General features: G+C 71.4%; 20 protein-coding genes. 7 read left to right on the top strand and 13 right to left on the bottom strand.

All coding sequences use genetic code 11. From position 1 onward, the window contains the following. Window positions 1-4: 4 nt before the first annotated feature. Together ACIBKY_RS23530 and ACIBKY_RS23525 are read left to right on the top strand one after the other, a co-directional pair. The gene (locus ACIBKY_RS23530; RefSeq protein WP_397099333.1) at window positions 5-877 is read left to right on the top strand and encodes an alpha/beta fold hydrolase; all 873 of its coding nucleotides are present in this window, start codon (window positions 5-7) and stop codon (window positions 875-877) included. Between the two features lie 30 nt (window positions 878-907). Then, complete coding sequence (locus ACIBKY_RS23525; RefSeq protein WP_397099332.1) at window positions 908-1,804, top strand: oxygenase MpaB family protein; 897 nt, start codon at window positions 908-910, stop codon at window positions 1,802-1,804. On the opposite strand, the gene pqqE is transcribed toward ACIBKY_RS23525, so the two are convergent. The 9 genes from pqqE to ACIBKY_RS23480 all read right to left on the bottom strand — a co-directional run bounded on the left by pqqE (window position 1,764) and on the right by ACIBKY_RS23480 (window position 8,454). After that, window positions 1,764-2,885: a pyrroloquinoline quinone biosynthesis protein PqqE gene (pqqE, locus tag ACIBKY_RS23520; RefSeq protein WP_397099330.1), complete on the bottom strand. Its 1,122-nt coding sequence runs from the start codon at window positions 2,883-2,885 to the stop codon at window positions 1,764-1,766. The two genes, ACIBKY_RS23525 and pqqE, sit on opposite strands and share 41 nt — an antisense overlap. Before the next feature lie 383 nt (window positions 2,886-3,268). Next, window positions 3,269-3,511 (bottom strand): pyrroloquinoline quinone biosynthesis peptide chaperone PqqD, encoded by a 243-nt coding sequence (pqqD, locus tag ACIBKY_RS23515; RefSeq protein WP_397099328.1) that lies wholly within the window; start codon window positions 3,509-3,511, stop codon window positions 3,269-3,271. Then, window positions 3,508-4,179 carry a pyrroloquinoline-quinone synthase PqqC gene (pqqC, locus tag ACIBKY_RS23510; RefSeq protein ID WP_397099326.1) on the bottom strand — a complete coding sequence of 224 codons (672 nt, stop codon included), beginning with the start codon at window positions 4,177-4,179 and terminating at the stop codon, window positions 3,508-3,510. The genes pqqD and pqqC overlap by 4 nt, the downstream gene beginning before the upstream one ends. Further along, a complete protein-coding gene (gene pqqB, locus ACIBKY_RS23505; protein ID WP_397099324.1) occupies window positions 4,176-4,997 on the bottom strand; it encodes a pyrroloquinoline quinone biosynthesis protein PqqB in 822 nt (273 codons plus the stop codon). The genes pqqC and pqqB overlap by 4 nt, the downstream gene beginning before the upstream one ends. Window positions 4,998-5,006: 9 nt before the next feature. After that, entirely contained in the window at window positions 5,007-5,162 is a 156-nt protein-coding gene (locus ACIBKY_RS23500) for a pyrroloquinoline quinone precursor peptide PqqA (protein WP_184967953.1), read from the bottom strand. Between the two features lie 272 nt (window positions 5,163-5,434). Beyond that, on the bottom strand, window positions 5,435-6,406 hold the full coding sequence (locus ACIBKY_RS23495; RefSeq protein ID WP_397099322.1) for a RecB family exonuclease: 972 nt from the start codon (window positions 6,404-6,406) through the stop codon (window positions 5,435-5,437). Next, a complete protein-coding gene (locus ACIBKY_RS23490) occupies window positions 6,403-7,119 on the bottom strand; it encodes an MBL fold metallo-hydrolase (protein WP_397099320.1) in 717 nt (238 codons plus the stop codon). Before ACIBKY_RS23490 ends, ACIBKY_RS23495 begins: the two co-directional genes overlap by 4 nt. A gap of 60 nt (window positions 7,120-7,179) precedes the next feature. Continuing rightward, window positions 7,180-7,788 (bottom strand): MarC family protein, encoded by a 609-nt coding sequence (locus tag ACIBKY_RS23485; RefSeq protein WP_397099319.1) that lies wholly within the window; start codon window positions 7,786-7,788, stop codon window positions 7,180-7,182. 39 nt (window positions 7,789-7,827) lie between these two features. Continuing rightward, window positions 7,828-8,454, bottom strand: a complete 627-nt coding sequence (locus ACIBKY_RS23480) for a DUF6758 family protein (RefSeq protein WP_379636527.1) — start codon at window positions 8,452-8,454, stop codon at window positions 7,828-7,830. Between the two features lie 74 nt (window positions 8,455-8,528). Here ACIBKY_RS23480 and ACIBKY_RS23475 point away from each other — a divergent pair, with 74 nt between their 5' ends. Further along, window positions 8,529-8,924, top strand: a complete 396-nt coding sequence (locus ACIBKY_RS23475) for an NUDIX hydrolase (protein ID WP_397099317.1) — start codon at window positions 8,529-8,531, stop codon at window positions 8,922-8,924. Between the two features lies 1 nt (window position 8,925). Here the strand turns inward: ACIBKY_RS23475 and ACIBKY_RS23470 are convergent, their stop codons facing one another. Together ACIBKY_RS23470 and ACIBKY_RS23465 are read right to left on the bottom strand one after the other, a co-directional pair. Beyond that, entirely contained in the window at window positions 8,926-11,961 is a 3,036-nt protein-coding gene (locus ACIBKY_RS23470; protein ID WP_397099315.1) for a hypothetical protein, read from the bottom strand. A gap of 224 nt (window positions 11,962-12,185) precedes the next feature. Further along, window positions 12,186-13,166, bottom strand: a complete 981-nt coding sequence (locus ACIBKY_RS23465; protein WP_397099314.1) for a lysostaphin resistance A-like protein — start codon at window positions 13,164-13,166, stop codon at window positions 12,186-12,188. A gap of 100 nt (window positions 13,167-13,266) precedes the next feature. Between ACIBKY_RS23465 and ACIBKY_RS23460 the strand changes: the two genes are divergently transcribed. Together ACIBKY_RS23460 and ACIBKY_RS23455 are read left to right on the top strand one after the other, a co-directional pair. Further along, window positions 13,267-13,932, top strand: a complete 666-nt coding sequence (locus ACIBKY_RS23460; protein ID WP_397099312.1) for a hypothetical protein — start codon at window positions 13,267-13,269, stop codon at window positions 13,930-13,932. Next, window positions 13,929-14,483, top strand: coding sequence for a DUF6529 family protein (locus ACIBKY_RS23455; RefSeq protein ID WP_397099310.1), 555 nt, complete (start codon window positions 13,929-13,931; stop codon window positions 14,481-14,483). The genes ACIBKY_RS23460 and ACIBKY_RS23455 overlap by 4 nt, the downstream gene beginning before the upstream one ends. On the opposite strand, the gene ACIBKY_RS23450 is transcribed toward ACIBKY_RS23455, so the two are convergent. Beyond that, a complete protein-coding gene (locus ACIBKY_RS23450; RefSeq protein ID WP_397099309.1) occupies window positions 14,473-15,405 on the bottom strand; it encodes an HpcH/HpaI aldolase/citrate lyase family protein in 933 nt (310 codons plus the stop codon). The genes ACIBKY_RS23455 and ACIBKY_RS23450 overlap by 11 nt on opposite strands. Before the next feature lie 150 nt (window positions 15,406-15,555). Between ACIBKY_RS23450 and ACIBKY_RS23445 the strand changes: the two genes are divergently transcribed. Next, complete coding sequence (locus ACIBKY_RS23445; RefSeq protein WP_397099307.1) at window positions 15,556-16,146, top strand: biotin transporter BioY; 591 nt, start codon at window positions 15,556-15,558, stop codon at window positions 16,144-16,146. A 21-nt stretch (window positions 16,147-16,167) separates the two neighbouring features. Then, window positions 16,168-16,527, top strand: a complete 360-nt coding sequence (locus tag ACIBKY_RS23440; RefSeq protein WP_397099305.1) for a hypothetical protein — start codon at window positions 16,168-16,170, stop codon at window positions 16,525-16,527. Between the two features lie 21 nt (window positions 16,528-16,548). On the opposite strand, the gene ACIBKY_RS23435 is transcribed toward ACIBKY_RS23440, so the two are convergent. Next, complete coding sequence (locus tag ACIBKY_RS23435; protein ID WP_397099304.1) at window positions 16,549-17,172, bottom strand: class I SAM-dependent methyltransferase; 624 nt, start codon at window positions 17,170-17,172, stop codon at window positions 16,549-16,551. Window positions 17,173-17,351: the final 179 nt, after the last annotated feature.

The raw sequence follows: 17,351 nt of genomic DNA, 5'->3' as shown, positions 1-17,351 counted from the left end.
CCACGTGAGTACGCCGCGATTCCTGAACCTGCCACCTGGCGTCGTCCCGCAGCGCGTCGAGACGCCGCTGGGCGCGTTCGCGGCCCTGGAGGCACTGCCGGTGAGCGGCGTCGTGGAGCGCTGGCCGGCGCTGCTGGTGCCGGGGCTGACCGGGAGCAAGGAAGACTTCATCGCGGTCATGCAGACGCTGGCGCAGTCGGGCCGCCGGGTGCTGGCGATCGACCTTCGCGGACAGTACGAGACACCCGGTCCCGACGACCCCGAGGCCTACACCTGCGGCGCGCTCGGCGCCGACGTGGACGCGATCGCGCAGGCGATCGGCCATGGCGAACCGGTCCACCTGGTCGGCCACTCCTTCGGCGGGCTGGTGGCGCGCGAGGCGGTGATCGACGGGCGGACCAAGTTCGCCTCGTTCACGCTCATGAGCTCGGGCCCCTCGGCGATCACCGGTCAGCGTGCGCACAACGGCCGCAAGATCATGAAGGATCTTCCCGAGCACGGTCTCGAACACATCTGGCACACCAGGATCGAACCCGAGGCGCTGGCCAACGGCGTTCCCGACGAGATCGTGACGTTCCTGCGCAAGCGGCTGCTGGCCAACTCGCCGACGGGCCTGGCCCGGATGGCCGAGGAGGTGCTGTCCATGCACGACCGCACCGAGGAACTACGCCAGATCGAGGTGCCGACCCTCGTGCTGTTCGGCGAGCACGACGACGGCTGGCCCGTCGACGTCCAGCGTCACATGGCCGCCCGGCTCGGCGCGGAGCGCATGGTGGTGCCGGGCGCGGTCCACTCCCCCGCCGTGGAGGCCCCGGAGACGACCGCGCAGGCGCTCGTACGGTTCTGGAACGCGGCCGAATCGGCATCTTGGACATAGGATCCAATGCCATGTAATTATCTACTTACTATGGCGAGCATCGAAGAGATCGTCGTCCAGCGGCCGCAGAGCGCCACCTGGCAGGTCCACCTCGACCGGTGCATGTGGGTGGGCGGCGTACGCGGGCTCATGCTCCAGGCGCTCCACCCGCTGGCCATGCGCGGCGTCTGGCAGAACTCCAACTTCCAGGACGACCCCTTCGGCCGCCTGCGCCGCACCGCGGACTTCGTCGGCCGCACCACGTTCGGCACCCCGGCCGAGGCCGACGCGATCGGCCGCCGCGTGCGCGGCATCCACCGCTCGCTGCGCATCACCGACGAGGGCCGCACACACCGCGTGGACGACCCCGAGTTGCTGCTCTGGGTGCACTGCGCGGAGGTCTCGTCCTACCTGGAGGTGGTACGGCGGGGCGGCCTCGCCCTCACCGGCCGCCAAGCCGACCAGTACCTGCACGAACAGCGCAAGAGCGCCACCTACGTCGGCCTGCACCCGGAGGACGTGCCCGGCTCGCAGGCGGAGATGGCCGCCTACTTCAAGGAGATCCGCCCCAAGCTGCGCGTCATCGAGGAGTCGGCCGCCACCGTACGCTTCCTGCTCTGGCCCCGGCTGCCCAAGGAGATGCGGATGCTCTCGCCGGGCAAACCGGTCTACTTCCCCTTCGGCGCCCTGTGCTACTACACGCTGCCGTCGTGGGCACGGAGCATGTACCGCACGCTGCCCGAGGTGCCGCAGGCGGCGGTGACCGCGGGGCTGCGGGCGTTCAGCCTGGCCATGAACGCGTTGCCGGAGCCGGTGCACGATCGCGCGTTCATGCCGTCGACCCGGCGGATGCTGCATGCCTCGCGCGACCGGCTCGGCGTGCTCGGCTACGACGTGCGCAAGGGGCTCAAGGGCCTGACGGATCCGCGGCGCTGGGCGGCCGCTTGAGCTCCCGGTAGACGAACGGCTTCTCCTTGGCGCTCAGCCGGGTGATCAGATGGTGGTCGGGCGAGCCGGCGCTCAGGCGGGTGATCAGGTGGTGGTCGGGCGAGAGGCCGCAGGCCGGGTCGGTCCTGGCGGCGTCGCCGGTCAGCGCGTACGTCTGGCAGCGGCAGCCCCCGAAGTCGAGCTCCTTGCGCGGGCAGCTCTCACACGGCTCCGCCATCCAGGCGGTGCCACGGTAGGCGTTGAACGCGGCGGAGTGCTCCCAGATCCAGCTCAGGGCATGCTCACGGACATTGGGCAGGTCGAGCGGCAGATCGTAGGCGGCTGGACAGGGCAGAACCCGCCCGTCGGGCGCCACGGTGATCGAGATCGCCCCCCACCCGCCCATGCACGGCTTGGGCACGCCGTCGAAGTAATCCGGAATAACCCAGATCAACTCAACGCCCGTCTTTTCCCGATATTTCGTGACTATCGACTCGGCGCGGGAAAGCTGCTCCCTTGTCGGCAGGAGCGCCTCTCTGTTGAGCAGCCCCCACCCGTAGAACTGCGTGTTGGCCAGCTCGATCCTCTCCGCGCCCCAGGCGATGCCCAGCTCGATCAGGTCCTCGATCCGGTCGAGGTTGTGCCGGTGCAGCACCACGTTGACACCCAGCGGCAGCCCGGCCTCCACCACGGCCGCCGCCGCCAGTTCCTTGGCCATGAAGCTACGCCGCCCCGCGATCCGGTCGGACTCGTCCGGCTGGGCCGCCTGCACCGACAACTGCACGCTGTGCAGCCCCGCCTCGACCAGCTCGGCCACCCGCCGCCCCGCCAGCCCGACACCGCTGGTGACCAGCTGCGTGAACACCCCGGCCCCGCGCGCCGCCCCGACGATCTCCACCAGATCCCGCCGCAGCAGCGGCTCGCCGCCGGACAGGTGCGCGTGCACGACGCCCAGGGCCGCGGCCTCCTCGAACACCCGGGCCCACTCCCCGGTGTCCAGCTCCGCCGCCCTGGCCACCAGTTCCGTGGGGTTGGAACAGTAGGGACACCGCAACGGACACCCATGGGTCAGCTCCGCCAGCATGGCCCAGGGCGGTGCCACCTTCGTGGGGCTAGAAGCGGCCACCACCTCACCAGCCACCGCCAAGCCCCCCACCGAGCCAGAGACAGCCGACCCGGAGCCGGGCGGGACACAGGCAGGAGGGCCGGAGCCGGGCGGGACAGAGGCGGGCGGGCGGGAGGCCGCCACCGGACCGGGAGCGGGTTGGGCAGAGGGCGCCGGGCCGGGGGCAGCCGAGCTGCCGGTGCCGGGCGGGCCGGAGGCGGGTTGGGCAGGGGCCACCGGACCGGGAGCGGGTTGGGCAGAGGGCGCCGGGCCGGGGGCAGCCGAGCCGCCGGTGCCGGGCGGGCCGGAGGCGGGTTGGGCAGGGGCCACCGGGCCGGGGGTGAGTTGGGTTGAGGGCGCCGGGCCGGTTGTGGGCCGGGTCATTGGAGCCATCCCTCGGCGTGGACCCGGTCCAGGAACTCGGTCACGTCCTCACCCGCCTCCGCGGGAAACTCCGCGACGATCTCCGCCACGGTCCGCCTGCCGTCGCACAGGCCGACGATCTCGGCCGCCTCGTCGTTCAGGACCACGATCCGTTCGGGCACGATGAGCAGTTCGGCCTGCCGTACCGGACAGTGGCGCAGCATGGCCGAGCGGGACAGGGCGGGGCGCCAGTCGGTCATCGGTAGGCTCCGTCCACCGCGTCCAGCAGCGCCCACAGGACGTCGCACTTGAAGCGCAGCGCCGCCACCGCCTTCTCCTCGTCCGTACGGCTGCGCGCCCAGTCGAGCACCAGCGCCAGGGCTTCTCCGCTGTCCTGGCGGCCCTGCCGGACGCGGATCTGGAAGTAGCGCAGGCCCTCGGCGTCGATCCACGGGTAGTGCTTCTCGAAGGCGGCGATCCTGGTGCGCATCAGGTCGGGGGCGAACAGTTCGGTCAACGATGCGGCGACCGCCTCCAGCAGGGTGCCGTGGCGGCACAGGTTGACGTAGCCGTCGACGGCGAGCCGTACCCCGGGAAGGACGCCTTCGCCCGACAGCAGCTCCTTGCGGTCGAGTCCGGCCGCTTCGCCCAGACGGAGCCATCGTTCGATCCCGCCTTCGCCGGGAGCCCTGCCGTCGTGGTCCTGGATACGGCGCAGCCACGTGCGGCGCAGGTCCGAGGTGGGGAGTTTGGCGAGGACGTGTGCGTCTTTGATGGGGATGTGGCGCTGGTAGTGGAAGCGGTTCAGGATCCAGCCGCGCAGCTCCTCCCGGGACAACTCGCCCGCGTGCATCCGCAGGTTGAACGGGTGCAGGTGGTGGTAGCGCTGCTCGGGCACCGCCCGGAGCTCGGCCTCGAAGGGGTTCACAGCTCGATCACCATTCCGTCGGCGGCCACCTCGACGCCCAGCTCGGCCAGCACCTTGTGGTGGAGCGCGTCCGGGTCGACGAGGGGGTTGGTGTTGTTGAGATGGGTGTACAGGCGTCGGCCGGGCAGCGCGGCGAGGCGTTCCATGGTGTCCTCGATCGGGAGGTGCCCCATGCCGGTCGCCGTTTTGCTGGATATGCCGGTACGGCGCGGCTCCTCGTCGTCCCAGAACGTACCATCGATGATCACGCAGTCGGCGTCCCTGAACGCGGTGTCCAGCTCCGGTGTCCACACTCCCATGGCGGGCGCGTACACGACGGTCGACGTGCCGTCGGTGAACCTCAGTGCCGAGACCCACGCGCCGTCCGCCTCCTCGGCGGCGGCGTAGCGGGGGCGTTTGGCGGAGACCGGGATCGGTTCGGCGATCGTGTCCATGGAGTGCCAGCGGATGGGGGCGTACGGGCGCAGGATCTCCTCGAATGGGCGCAGCGCCTGCCGTACCGGGATGGTGGCGGCGACGTCCAGGGAGGCGGCCTCGCGCAACCGCAGGAGCCCGAGGGTGTGGTCGAGCTCGGCGTCGGTGAGCACCACGAGCGGCGCGTGGTCGCGGTCGGGCGCCGACCAGGGGCAGTCCTCGATCTGCGCGGCGATGTCCGGGGTGGCGTTGACGACGGCGACACGGCCGGGGAGCTGGACGGCCAGGCTGGCGTGACGGCGGCGCCAGGCGGGGTGTGCGCGCGCCCCGGCGCAACCGGGACACGCGCAGTTCCACTGGGGTACGCCGCCGCCCGCGGCGGTGCCGAGCACCTGCAGGCGCATGGCGTCCGGTTACCTGGTGGCGAGGAAGTAAGCGGACATCTCCATCGACGCCTCGACGACCTGGTAGTCGGGCTTGTGCCAGGTGGTCTCCTCGCCGCGGGTGCGGACCTTCTTGGAGTGGGTCCTCGGCGGCTGCTTCTTGCCGGGGTCCTTGGGCTGAGCCATGTGCACCTGCCTTCCGTGCGAAACGGGGGGTTACCCACGATCTGACTTCGGCAGAGGCGTTCCGTCAATCCCTGTGATCGGATCTATCGCCCGAAATTTCACCCGATCCCGCCAAAAGGCCCCCCACGCGCGGTCATCATCGGATGTCTACCCGGTCCCACCCACCGAGCGACCGTCTTGCTGGAGGGCGCCATCTCCCCACGCGACCAGAGTGGCCCCAGCCGCTTGGGCGCCACAGCCTCCAAGATCCCGTGCGCAGACCCGGGGGAAGGTCAGTCGGCGAGGCCGTCCCAAGGGCGGCGCTCCTGGGCGGCCGCCTGGCCCTCGGGGCAGTGGCGGCGGAAGTCGCACCAGCCGCAGATCGGCCCCGGGCTCGGCGCGAACAGGTCGTCCAGTTCCGCCGACACCGCCGTCCTCTGCCCACCGGTGGCGGGCTGGAGCGCGCCGTCGGCCTGGGGCCGCGGGGCCCTGGGAGCGGTACGGCCGGCCGTACCGGCACCAGAGCCGGAACGCGGCGCGGGGACGTCGGAAAGGGCCGCACGGTAGCGCTCGTCGGCGTCGGCGGCCTCCACGGCCATCTCCTCGGCCCGCGACAGGTGGCGGCGCAGGGTGTCGTCCGTGTGGCGCCACTCGACGATCTCGCCGGTCGGCAGGTGGTGGAGTTCGACCGAGTAACACGGGGTGCGCATCATCCTGGACGCCGCGATCGCGTAGATGGCCAGCGCGAGCGAGGACCGCGCGTCGTCCTGGGTGAGAGGCCGGCGGCCGGTCTTGTAGTCGACCACGACGAGTTCGTCACCGCGCCGGTCGAGGCGGTCGATCCGGCCGGAGACGGCGATGACCTTGGTCCGCGTGGCGACGGTGCGCTCAACCCCCACCGGATCATCCGATGGATCCAGAGTGGCGACATATCCGGAAACGAGGTCGCGGGCCCGGCCGAGCCACTGCGCCGACTGCTCGCCGTCCCTGAAGCCCTCGGTGATCCACCCGTTGGTGAGCAGGATCGCCGCCGTCAGCGGCGTCCTCCGCTCGTACGGCTCCCGCCACCACCCCGCCAGCGCGTTGTGCACGCTCGCGCCCACGGAGTTGTGCGCCCACGCGGGCCCCTTGGCGGGCTGCGGCCGGTCAAGATAGGTGAACCGGTAGCGGCGGCGGCAGTCGAGCCACGCGTTGAGCCGCGACGGCGTGGCCGAGTAGAGCCGCCGCGGCATCCCTTCGAGCGGAAGCTGGTCCTGCACGCTCACTTGTCCGGGTTGAGCTTGATCCCGGCGATCTTGGACGCGTCGGTCAGCGGGCCCTCGGTGGCCACCTCGCCGGTCTCGACCCTCGTGAGCGAACCGGAGACCCAGTCGTCGAAGTGGGGCTCCAGGTCGCCGACGGTGACCTCGTCACCGTGGTTGGCCAGGATGCGCGTGGCATGCGGGAGCGTGAACAGCCGGCCGCCGATCGCGGTCAGCTGGTCGGCCAGCCGCGGGTACTCCCCGGCCAGCTTGCCGGGGCCGTCGGCCTGCAACGACTTGCCGGTGAAGACCACTTCGAGCGCCTCGCAGTACAGCGAGACGCCGCCGGGGGTGACGCCGGGCGTCTCCATGACGTCGAGCTGGACGTCGGCGACACCGAAGATGCCGTCGTCCTCCATGTCGATGTCCGGCCAGGTCTCCGACCAGGTCTCCCGCCACAGGGGCTTGTCCTTGGGGTGCAGCGCGACGACGGCCTCGTCTCTGCTGGCCACCTCGATCGCCGCGCCGACGTGGTCGGGCAGGCCGTGCGTGCAGATGACGGCCAGCACCTCCCGTTCGCCGACCTGCTCGAGAATCTTCTCCGCGTCCCGTGCGGGATCGACGACGATCACCTCGTCGTCGTCACCCACGATCCACGTGTTGTTCTCGACCTTGTACTCCACGCCGTCGACGTCGACGACGCCCTCGGTCACCACTCGCTCGATACGCGCTGTCACGCCACGAACAATACTGAGTTTTCTTCCAGTACGCCGTGTCCCGCCTGTTCGGATCTCCTGTCAAGCCAGCAATGCCCTGATCGCGTTGATGATGAGCTGCACCGCCAGCGCCGACAGCAGCAGGCCGGCGATCCTGGTCACCAGCTCCACGCCGTTCTCCTTGATGACGCGGATGATGCTCACCGAGAACCGCATGAACACCCACAGCACCAGATGCACCGCCGCGATGGCCAGCCCGAGCGCGAGGATCCCGCCCGGCCGGCTCCCCGCCTGCTGGGCGAAGACGATGGTCGCCACGATCGCGCCCGGCCCGGCCAGCAGGGGCGTGCCCAGCGGCACGAGCGCCACGTTGACGTTCGAGCGCATGCTCTCGCTCGACGGCTGGGAGACCCCGCGCAGCAGTTCCAGCGCGACCAGGAGGAGCAGCAGGCCGCCGGCGATCTGCATGGCGGCCACCTCGACGTGCAGGTACGCCAGGATCGCCTGCCCGAACACCGCGAAGACCACGATCAGGCAGAAGGCGGTCACCGCCGCCTGCCAGGCGATGCGCCGGCGTTCCCGCGGGGAGCGGCCGCTGGTGTAGGCGAGGAAGAGGGGGATCACGCCGGGCGGGTCCATGATGACGAACATCGTCACGAACGCCTCGACGAAGAACCTGGTGCCGGACACCGCTCCCCCAACTGCCGGTTGGGGGAGATGCTGCCGATCTTAGTCCTCCAGGCGCGGGGAGAAAGCACCGAAGGGCAGGTCGAGGTCATGCTCGCGCAGGTCGCGCAGGCTGAGCTGCAGCAGCGCGATCAGGCAGCCGGCCTCGGCGGGCCAGGCGATGGTCCACAGCCAGTTGCCCATGGCCTCACCGGCGTAGACGGCCCGGTCGGCGGCGCCGTTCACGCACCACAGGGCGCTCGGATGGCCGAGCACGTCGATCTTGGCGTTCGGCGGACCGGAGTCGAAGCCCTCGCCGGGGTCGGGGCCGTCCAGACCGGCGAAGGCGGCGCCGAGGCCCACTCCGGGTTCCTCGGCGATGACCAGCAGATCGGCGGGGCCGCTCGTCACCGACGGGCCGCCGAGCGCCACGACACTGGCCCGCCCGCCGCTACGGTCATCACCCGCCTCGGCGAACCCCGTGACCAGCCACCCGGGCGGCAGCGGCCACGGCAGCCACACCGGCACTCTGGATGACTTGCGCAGTTCGTCCGCCGCGCCGGCGGACGGCTGCCACGGTGGCTGGTAGGGCAGGACGTCCCCGTGCGCGGCGCACCGCCAGGCGCTCGACCACACACTGGGCGCATGAAGCGGGCCAAAACACCGTGGACACGTTGGAGCCGCTCTCACAGCTACCCACGGTGCGTCGTCGGGCACGGTCCAGTCAAGAGCACAGGCCGTTATCCCGTCGTAATCTTGGAGTTGTGCGCGTAAATTGTGTCGGAGCGATAGTTTTCGATGAGTTTGGACGCCTGCTGCTCATCCAGCGCGGCCACCCGCCCGGCGAAGGCCTGTGGTCGTTGCCCGGCGGCCGCGTCAACCCCGGCGAAACCGACCACGACGCCCTCATCCGCGAGATCCGCGAAGAAACCGGCCTCACCATCACCCCGGGCCCGCTGACCGGCGCCGTCGACCGACCGGGCCCAGGGCAGACCGTCTACGAGATCCGCGACTACCTCGCCACCCCCACCGGCGGCGAGCTCGTCCCCGGCGACGACGCCAAGGACGCCCGCTGGTGCACCGCCGCCGACCTCACCGGCCTCCCGCTGACCGACGGCCTGCTGGCCACCCTGACCTCGTGGAACGTCCTCCCCCGATGACCTAACCGGCCAGGCGGAACGTCCACAGGGTCAGGTGGTCGGCCGTGTACGTGGTCGACCGGCCCAAGGCCACCACCTGGGCGCCGCTGGTCGTGACCGCCGCCAGCCACTGCATGCCGTCGCCCAGCAGCCGCGGGTCCTTGAGGTCCTGCCTGGCCCAGGTCTGCCCGTCGGCCGAGATCCAGGCGGCGCTGTCGGCCCCGCCGGGCTGACCGTGCCAGCCCACGGCCACCAGACCGTTCTCACCGGCCGCCAGGTCGTGGACCGCCGCCGCCCGCTCGGCCGGCAGCCACGCGTACCGCCAGCTCGCCCCGCCGTCCTCCGAGGAGGCGGCGAACGCCCTGGACGTCCCGCCGAGCTGCGCCGTACCGGTCGCCACCAGCATGTCTCCGAAGGCCACCACCTGCCGCAGCCCCGCCGAGGAGGCGTCCGGCGGCGACGGGCGCTTGCGCGGGGTCCAGTTGAGCCCGTCCTTCGACGTCCAGACGACCGCGCTCTCCTGCTCGCCCGCGCCCGAGCTGCCCACGGCCGCGTAGCCGTCCGGGGTGGCCGCCAGGTCGAAGATGCGCACCCCGGCGCCGCCCTGGGGCAGCTTCTGGCTTCGGGTGAACTTGCGCAGGTCAGGCGTGAACCAGATGGCCACGCCCGCCGAGCTCGGACCTCGGTCCTCGCCGGCCAGGATGTAGCCCTTGTCGTCGGCGGCGACCGACTGCACGTCCAGGTAGGTGTGGCCGTCGGCTCTGGCGGGCGCGGGCGCCTGCTTCCAGGTACGGCCGTCGGCGCTGGTCACGATCAGCGGGTCGGTGGCCGAGGTGCCCGACTCGGTGGCGCCGGCGGCCAGCCAGCCGCGCCGGCCGTACACGACGTCGTTGAGCATCTGACGGCGTGGGCCGCCCAGGCTGGTGGAGGTCCAGTTCTGCCAGTCCTTGCTGGTCCAGACCCCGGCGTCGCCCGAGGCCGCGCCGACCGCGACGTACTGGCCCTTCGCGGCGGCCAGGCGGGTCGTCTCACGGGCGATCCGCGACAACCCCTCGATCCCGGACAGCGGTACGCGCGAAGCGCTGCCCTTGGCCGGGGCGGACATCAGCACGAGCTGGTTGCCCACGTCCGCTGCCGCCTGGTCCCCGCCGCCGAACAGCAGTCCGGTGTCGGTCATGGTGAAGCCGCGCAGCGAGGCTCCTGCCAGGTTGCCGAGGTCGGCGCGCTTGGTCCAGGTGCGGGCGTTGGTGGTGGCCAGCACCGTGTACTTGTCCGGCCCGTCCGGGCTGACCACCGCGACGCCGCCGCCGTACGAGATGGTGGTCTCGACGCCCGGACTCCGGCCGCCGAGGTTGATCGTGCCGCACTGGCCCCAGTCGGCGCCGCTGGGCGAGCAGTAGACCCGCACCTGGCCGCCGACCGGCGGGCGCCTGATCGGCACCAGCACGAACTGCTTGCCCAGCACCGCCAGCGAACCCGCCCTCGGCTCCGCCTCGGGAAGCTGGAAGCCGGTCGCCTGCCAGGTGAGGCCGCCGTCCACCGAGCGCACGACACGCGAGCCCTCACCCTGCGCCGGCTGCGCGAGCGCCAGCACGATGTCGCCGCGCGCCACGACCGCGCGGAACTCGCCCGCCTCAAGCCCGCGCAGGTCGATGCGCTGCCAGCTCCGCCCGTCAGGAGACTGCCATGCCGCGGGCCCGGTCGAGCCGTCCTCTCTCGCGGTACGGCCGGCCGCCACGAACCCGGAGGCCGTCCGCGCGATGTCGTGGACGTAGTCGCCCTTCCTGAAGGCGTCGTCCAGGGCAGCGGGCTCGACGGCGGCCCAGGTGGCGCCGTCGGTGCTGGTCCACAGGCCGTGCTCGACGCCGGTCTCGTCGCCGCCCGCCGCCAGCCAGCGGCCCGCGCCGCCGGTGACCCGGGTGGCGGTGGCGCTGGTGGACGCGCCCGCGGTGCCGAGGCGCCAGCTCTTGCCGCTGTCCTGCGAGTACAGGAACAACGGGCGCGGCGTCGGGCTCGTCGTGTCACTGCCGACGGCCACGACCGTCTTGCCCGCCGAGGCCATGGCGTTGAGCTTCTGGTTGGAGCCGTCGCCCGCGCCGGCCACCGTGAACACCTCGTCGCCCGAGCGTCCCGCCGCCGCCTCCAGCCGCAGGCCCGTCTGGGTGCCCGGCCCGCTGGTGCTCCACCAACGCCATCCCAGGATGCCCGCGCTCAGGGCGACGGCCAGGGCGAGCACGAACGCCACCGGCCGGAGCACCCCCCGCCGCCGCCGTAGCGGGCCGGCCCTGCGGAACGCGGCGGGCGCCTGGCCGCGGTGATGCCGTCCCTGCCGGTCGGGGCCGGAGGCCACGAGCAGATCGGGCCGCGTGGGCCGACCGGCCGGCGGCCGCCCCACCCGTCGTACCGGCTCGTCCGCGCCCGGCCTCGCACGCTCATCCCGGCCGGAGACGCCACGTTCGTCCTCGGCCAGTGGCTCGTCTGCCGACGCCGCACGGTAGCCGGGCACGTCCTCGCCGCTCCACCGGGCGACCTCGTCCTCGGCGCCGCCCCTCCAGGCGGGCGGGACCATGCCCTCCCGCTGCGGCTGGGGCTCGGCCGGCCGCAGGTTCTGGTACGGCTGCGCCCCCCGCGCCCGCACACCGGGCTGGGTCTCCTCGCCCGTTTCCCACTCGGACGACGCCGCGACCTCAGGCGGCCTCCGCTCTCCTCGCGTGCCCGCCTCTGGTGGGGACGGCGGGGTGGGGAGGGGGCGGGGTGGGCCGGAGGCGACGAGCTTGTCGGGGTGGCTGACGATGCGGCGGGGGCGGCGGCGGGGTTCGGTCTCCGGTTCCGCGGTGGGCGAGCTGTAGGGCCGGCGGCCCTTCGGGGGTTCGGGGGGTTCGTCCTCGGGGGTGGGCGAGGCGAAGGGAGGCAGCCCCCAGGGCGAGGCGAGCGGTACGCCGCGGGCCCGGTCGTCGGTGGGGCCCGGTGGAGTGTGCCGGATCCTCGGCTCCTCCGGAGGGCGCGGCTCGTCGTCGTCCGGCGGGTGCCGGGGCGGTTCGCTGGGGCCGGAGGCCACGCGTAGCACCTCCTCGTCGGGGGGCCGGACCGTTCCAGTTATGCCGTCCTCATCGGCTGCCTATGTCGGCATAAAAACCGATCTAGCGCACGCAGGTACCTCTACCCCATCCCACAGAGATGATCACCTCCGGAATCCCGGCAACACCCACGCATTCCAGAGCAACACGCCCAGCCCGGATTGGCGAGACCTCTCTAGTGAGATTCATAGCACCACTTTGCGATTTATCCCGAAAAAGCGTTGACTGACCGCTTTCGTGAGAGAAACAGCACCCCCAGCGTGTACACGCTCAACTGCACCACCGTCCCCGCCAGCGCCTGCCAGGGCACCGCCCCCTGCTCCAGCGCCTTATCCAGTTCCCCCGCCGCCGCGCTGACCCCGAACGCCAGGACGTTGTTGACCACGTGCATCGCGATCGGCGCCTCCAGCCCCCCGGTACGCACCGCCAGGAACCCGGTCACCACCCCGAAGCTGAACACGTCGATCAGCCCCACCCACGTGTAACCGTGCAGCGAGGCGAACAGCACCGACCCGATGACGATCCCCCACCACGGGTTGTTCAGCCGAGACCCGAACGCCTGCAGCAGCCACCCGCGGAACATGTACTCCTCGGTCGCCGCCTGGAACGGCACCAGCAGCAAAATGATCACCAGCGCGGGGACGAACCCGCTCCACCCGGCCCACTTGAAGACCTCGTCCGTCCCCTCGCCGGTCAGCACGAACACCGCGAGCTGGGCGACCTGCCCCAGGATCAGGGCCAGGATCGCCACGCCGCCGCACATGAGCATCCACGACCACCGCAACCGGCCGGCGACCGAGGAGAGCGTGCCGGGCCTGCGGCGTTGGATGAGCGCCGCCGTACCGTAGACGACCGGGAGCACGGCCGCGATCGACAGCAGCAGGAACACCAGCCCGAACAGCGGATCGCCGAAAAGCTGCTCCGGCTTCGCCGGCTGGGGCATCCCGAGGACCAGCGACAGGACCGTGCCCGCCAGCAGGACGATCAGCCCCACCAGGAAGAACGCGACGCCGACCACCAACGTGCCGACGATCGGGCGCCAGAGCTCGCCGGCGCCGTTGCGGGCCAGGTGGTCGTAGCGGGCGCCGCGTGGCGTGGGCAGGAACCAGGGCTGCCGCGGCGCGGGCGGCGGGTAGGGACCCGGCTGCGGGTGTGGCTGGCCGTGCGGTATCTGGTTCTCCTGCATTCCATCATTCTGTCCGGCGGGTGAGCATTAGTTCACAGACGGGCTGCCGAAACGCGCGGATTCTTGGGGCGTAAGACGTTTCGACCCTGGGAGCCATGTCATGTCAAGGCTGGGACCTGTCATCACCCTGGCGGCGGGCGCGGTGCTCTTCGCCGGGCTCGGTGTCGCCAGCGTCACCGCGACCCCGGCGGCCCGAGAGACCGCCGCGGCCGCCTCCGCGGCGCCGACCACCGATGCGGCCACCGAGCCGCCACCTCCGGCAGAAACCGCGACCGCGAAGCCCACTCCGGCGCGCGCCGACTACGCCACCCGCGTCAAGGGCGGCCTCCTCGCGATCTCCGTGCGGAACGGCAAGGCCATCGCCTACTTCTGCGACGGCAGGACCGAGGCCTGGTTCAAGGGCAGGGCCGCCGACGGCACGATCGACCTCGAAGGCTTCGGCGAGGCGAACGTCACCGCGGCGCTCGGCGGCGGCAAGGCCGCGGGCGAACTGGCTCTCGGCGGCAAGACCTGGGACTTCTCCGCGCCGCTGGTGAAGAAGCCCTCCGGCCTCTACCGCGCGAGCGCGGTGGTCAGGGGCGCGCAGATCAAGGCCGGCTGGATCATGCTGCGGAGGCCGGACGGCAACGGCTTCTACCAGGTGGGCCTGGCCGTGGAAGGGGAGAAGAAGACCCCCGCGCCCACCCTCGACACCACACGCCCCAACGCACCGGTGCGCCTGGGCGACACCACGCTCTACCCGCAGGACATCGAGGAGATCTCATGACCGCCGTCGAGCCCCGCCGAGGCGGCCTCACCCCGCTGCTGGTTCCCTTCCTGATCGGTGGCCTGGTCATGGTCGCCCTCGGCGTGTACGGCAGGGCCCACACCCCGACCGGCTTCGCGGTGGGCCCGGCCGGGTTCTCCGGCGCGCTGGCGATGAAGTCCTGGCTGACGACCGGCGCGTTCGTGCTGGCCTTCGTCCAGGTGATCTCGGCGCTGTCCATGTGGGGCAAGATCAGGATCCGGATCCACCCGGCGGTGCACCGCTGGTCCGGCCGGCTCGCGTTCGTCCTGACCGTCCCCGTGGCCTTCCACTGCCTGTACGCGCTCGGCCTGCAGTACGACGTGCCCCGAGTCATGATCCACTCACTGCTCGGCTGCTTCTTCTACGGCGTCTTCACCGCGAAGCTGCTCGCGATCTCCTGGTCGCGCCCCAAGAGCGGCCTGCCCGGCTGGGCCCTCCCGGTCCTCGGCGGCCTGGCCTTCACCGCGCTGGTCGGCCTCTGGCTCACCTCGTCGTTCTGGTTCTTCACCACGATCGGCGTCAAGGTGTGAACGTCGTGGTACGGCGCAGCCCGGCGGCCCGCCCCTTGGCCGCCACGACCAGCGCCATCTTCCGCGACGCCTCGTCGATCATCTCGTCACCCAGCATGACCGCGCCGCGCCGCTCCACGGTGGTGTAGTACTCGTACGCCTCCAGGATCAGCTCGGCGTGGTCGTAGTCGTCCTGCGCCGGCGAGAACACCTCGTTGGCCGCCTCGACCTGCGACGGATGCAGCACCCACTTGCCGTCGAAGCCCAGCGCCGCCGCCCTGCGCGCGATGCGCCGGTACCCCTCGACATCCTTGATCTGCAGGTACGGCCCGTCGATGACCTGCAGATCGTGTGTTCTCGCGGCCATCAGCATGCGCATGAGGATGTAGTGGTAGGCGTCACCCTCGGTGTAGCCGGGCGGCTGCTCCCCCACCACCAGCGTGCGCATGTTGATCGAGGCCATGAAGTCGGCCGGCCCGAACACCAGCGTCTCCAGCCGCCCGGACGATCCGGCGATGGCGTCCACGTTCACCAGGCCCCGCGCGTTCTCGATCTGCGCCTCGATGCCGATGCGCCCGACCTCGAACCCCATCGTCTTCTCGATCTGGGTGAGCAACGTGTCCAGCCAGACGACCTCGGTCGGGTCCTGCACCTTGGGCAGGATGATCGCGTCCAGGAACCCGCCCGCGCCCTCGACCACTTCGATCACGTCCCGGTACGTCCACATCGTGGTCAGGTCGTTGACCCGCACCGTACGCACCTTGCCGCTCCAGTCGCCCTCACGCAGCGCGGCCACGACGTTCTTGCGCGCCTCCGGCTTGGCCGCCGGCGCGACCGAGTCCTCCAGGTCGAGGAAGACCGCGTCCGCGGGGAGCGTCTGGGCCTTCTCCAGGAAGCGGGGGTTGCTGGCGGGCACCGCGAGTACCGAACGACGTGATCGCATGCGCACACGGTAATGGGTGCGGTGCTGGCTGGACAGGAGGGGTCCTGTCTATGGCGGCCATGGTTTCTTTGTCGGTCTCCGCTGTACGGATCCTCCAACGGCGTCTGCCAACAATAGGGGCCGAACGCTAGCAAAGGGAGTGAATCACCGATGGCATCTGTCCCCTCGGCCGCCGAGCGGCCCGCCGTACTGTCCGACCTGCTGCCGGGCGCGCGCGTGCGCGACCTCGCCCTGATCGTCGGCGGCGCGGCACTGACCGGCCTGGCCGCCCAGATCAGCTTCCCCATCCCCGGCTCTCCGGTGCCGGTCTCGGGCCAGACGTTCGCCGCGCTGCTCGTGGGCGCGTCGCTCGGCATGAACAGGGCCGCGCTCAGCATGCTGCTGTACCTCGCGGCCGGGCTGGCCGGCGTGCCCTGGTTCGCCGACGGCAACACCGCGTGGGCCGGCGGCGGCCTGGTGCCGTCGTTCGGCTACGTGATCGGCTTCGTCGCGGCCGGCGTCCTGGTCGGCCGTCTCGCCGCCCGCGGCGGCGACCGCACCCCGCTCCGCACCGTCGGCACCATGATCCTCGGCAACCTCGCCATCTACGCCTTCGGCCTGCCCGTCCTCATGGCCATCACCGGCATGGACCTCGGCCGTGCGGTGGCGGTGGGCATCGTCCCCTTCCTCGTCGGCGACGCCGTCAAGATCGCCCTCGCGGCCGGCCTTCTTCCTGCCGCCTGGAAGCTGGCCGGCCGTTGATCCACGGCTAAAGTCGAAGGCGTGACCGTCATCGAAGAAGGCGCGAAGAAGTCCGGCGTCCTCTGGCTCACCCTCGACCGCCCGCGCCTGGCCTGGCACACCCTGCACGAAGGCGCCGTCTACCTGGTGACCGGAGGCGGCGAGCAGGAGTTGCCGGGCCTGGCCGAGCGCTCAGAGGTCCATGTGACGCTGCGCAGCAAGGACAACGGGGCACGGCTGGTGGAGTTCGACGCGCCGGTGACCGTGATCGACCCGTCGACGGAACCCGAGGCGGTGGCCGCCCTGGCGAAGGACCGCCTGAACGCCCCCGACACCGAACACCTCACGGACCGCTGGGCCCGCGACTCCACCATCATCCGCATCACCCTGCCCGCGACCTGACCCCTTGGGCTCGCCGCGAGATCAGGCCGGGAGCCTGCGTACCCGGAGCACGTTGTCCGTGCGGGTGCCGGGCTCCCCGTCGGGACCGTTCTGACTGCGCTCGAACTCCCCGCTACGCTCCAGCACCCACGCACCCTGGGCGAGCCCGAGCGAGTCGTACACCTCCCGAGGCGTCGGAAAGTGCATGTCGGGCGGCGGCACAGGCTGCCAGGACGCCCCACCGGAGTGCCCCAGCACCAGGAGCACCCCACCCGGCGCCACCGCCGCGGCGGCGGCCCGCAGGATCTTCTCCCTGGACATCTCAACCTTGCTGTGCAGGTACGCCGCCGAGACCAGATCGAACTCCCCCTCCGGGAAGCTCTCCCCGAGCTGATGCCACCGCAGGTCGACCAGATCGGCCACCCCCGCCTCCTTGGCATGCTCCCCGGCCCGCTCCAGCGCCACCCGAGAGACGTCCACCCCCGTCACCCGCCACCCGCGCCGGGCCAGCCAGACGACGTCCCCGCCCTCGCCGCACCCCAGATCGAGCGCGCGCCCGGGAGCCATCCCCTCGACCTCGGTCACCAGCATCGTGTTCGGCTGACCACTCCAGATGCGCCGGCTTTCGCTGTAGCGGGCATCCCAGAATTCCTCGTGTTCGCTCACAGGCGCACTATTCGCCCCCCACCCCTCACGAGGCAAACCCCGTTGCCAAACCAGCAAACCCCCACCAGCAACGCGGGGCAGGGCGCCGGGACGGGCGGCGCAGCGCGGTGCTGACCCGCGGCGCGCAACACGGGAACCGCGACACAGGGCACAGCGGACCAGGCGGAGCACAGCGCCGG

The sequence above is a fragment of the Nonomuraea sp. NPDC050394 genome (genome assembly GCF_044459065.1).
Lineage (GTDB): Bacteria > Actinomycetota > Actinomycetes > Streptosporangiales > Streptosporangiaceae > Nonomuraea.
The sequence above is the reverse complement of the archived record's forward strand: the minus strand, read 5'-3'. Positions and strand labels throughout refer to the sequence as shown.

Bases quoted from the DNA above. Each gene is read 5' to 3' on its own strand.
- ACIBKY_RS23525 (WP_397099332.1), top strand. From the start codon at position 908: ATGGCGAGCATCGAAGAGATCGTCGTCCAGCGGCCGCAGAGCGCCACC.
- pqqD (WP_397099328.1), bottom strand. From the start codon at position 3,511: ATGACCGACTGGCGCCCCGCCCTGTCCCGCTCGGCCATGCTGCGCCAC.
- pqqB (WP_397099324.1), bottom strand. From the start codon at position 4,997: ATGCGCCTGCAGGTGCTCGGCACCGCCGCGGGCGGCGGCGTACCCCAG.
- ACIBKY_RS23500 (WP_184967953.1), bottom strand. From the start codon at position 5,162: ATGGCTCAGCCCAAGGACCCCGGCAAGAAGCAGCCGCCGAGGACCCAC.
- ACIBKY_RS23465 (WP_397099314.1), bottom strand. From the start codon at position 13,166: ATGCAGGAGAACCAGATACCGCACGGCCAGCCACACCCGCAGCCGGGT.
- ACIBKY_RS23460 (WP_397099312.1), top strand. From the start codon at position 13,267: ATGTCAAGGCTGGGACCTGTCATCACCCTGGCGGCGGGCGCGGTGCTC.
- ACIBKY_RS23455 (WP_397099310.1), top strand. From the start codon at position 13,929: ATGACCGCCGTCGAGCCCCGCCGAGGCGGCCTCACCCCGCTGCTGGTT.
- ACIBKY_RS23450 (WP_397099309.1), bottom strand. From the start codon at position 15,405: ATGCGATCACGTCGTTCGGTACTCGCGGTGCCCGCCAGCAACCCCCGC.
- ACIBKY_RS23445 (WP_397099307.1), top strand. From the start codon at position 15,556: ATGGCATCTGTCCCCTCGGCCGCCGAGCGGCCCGCCGTACTGTCCGAC.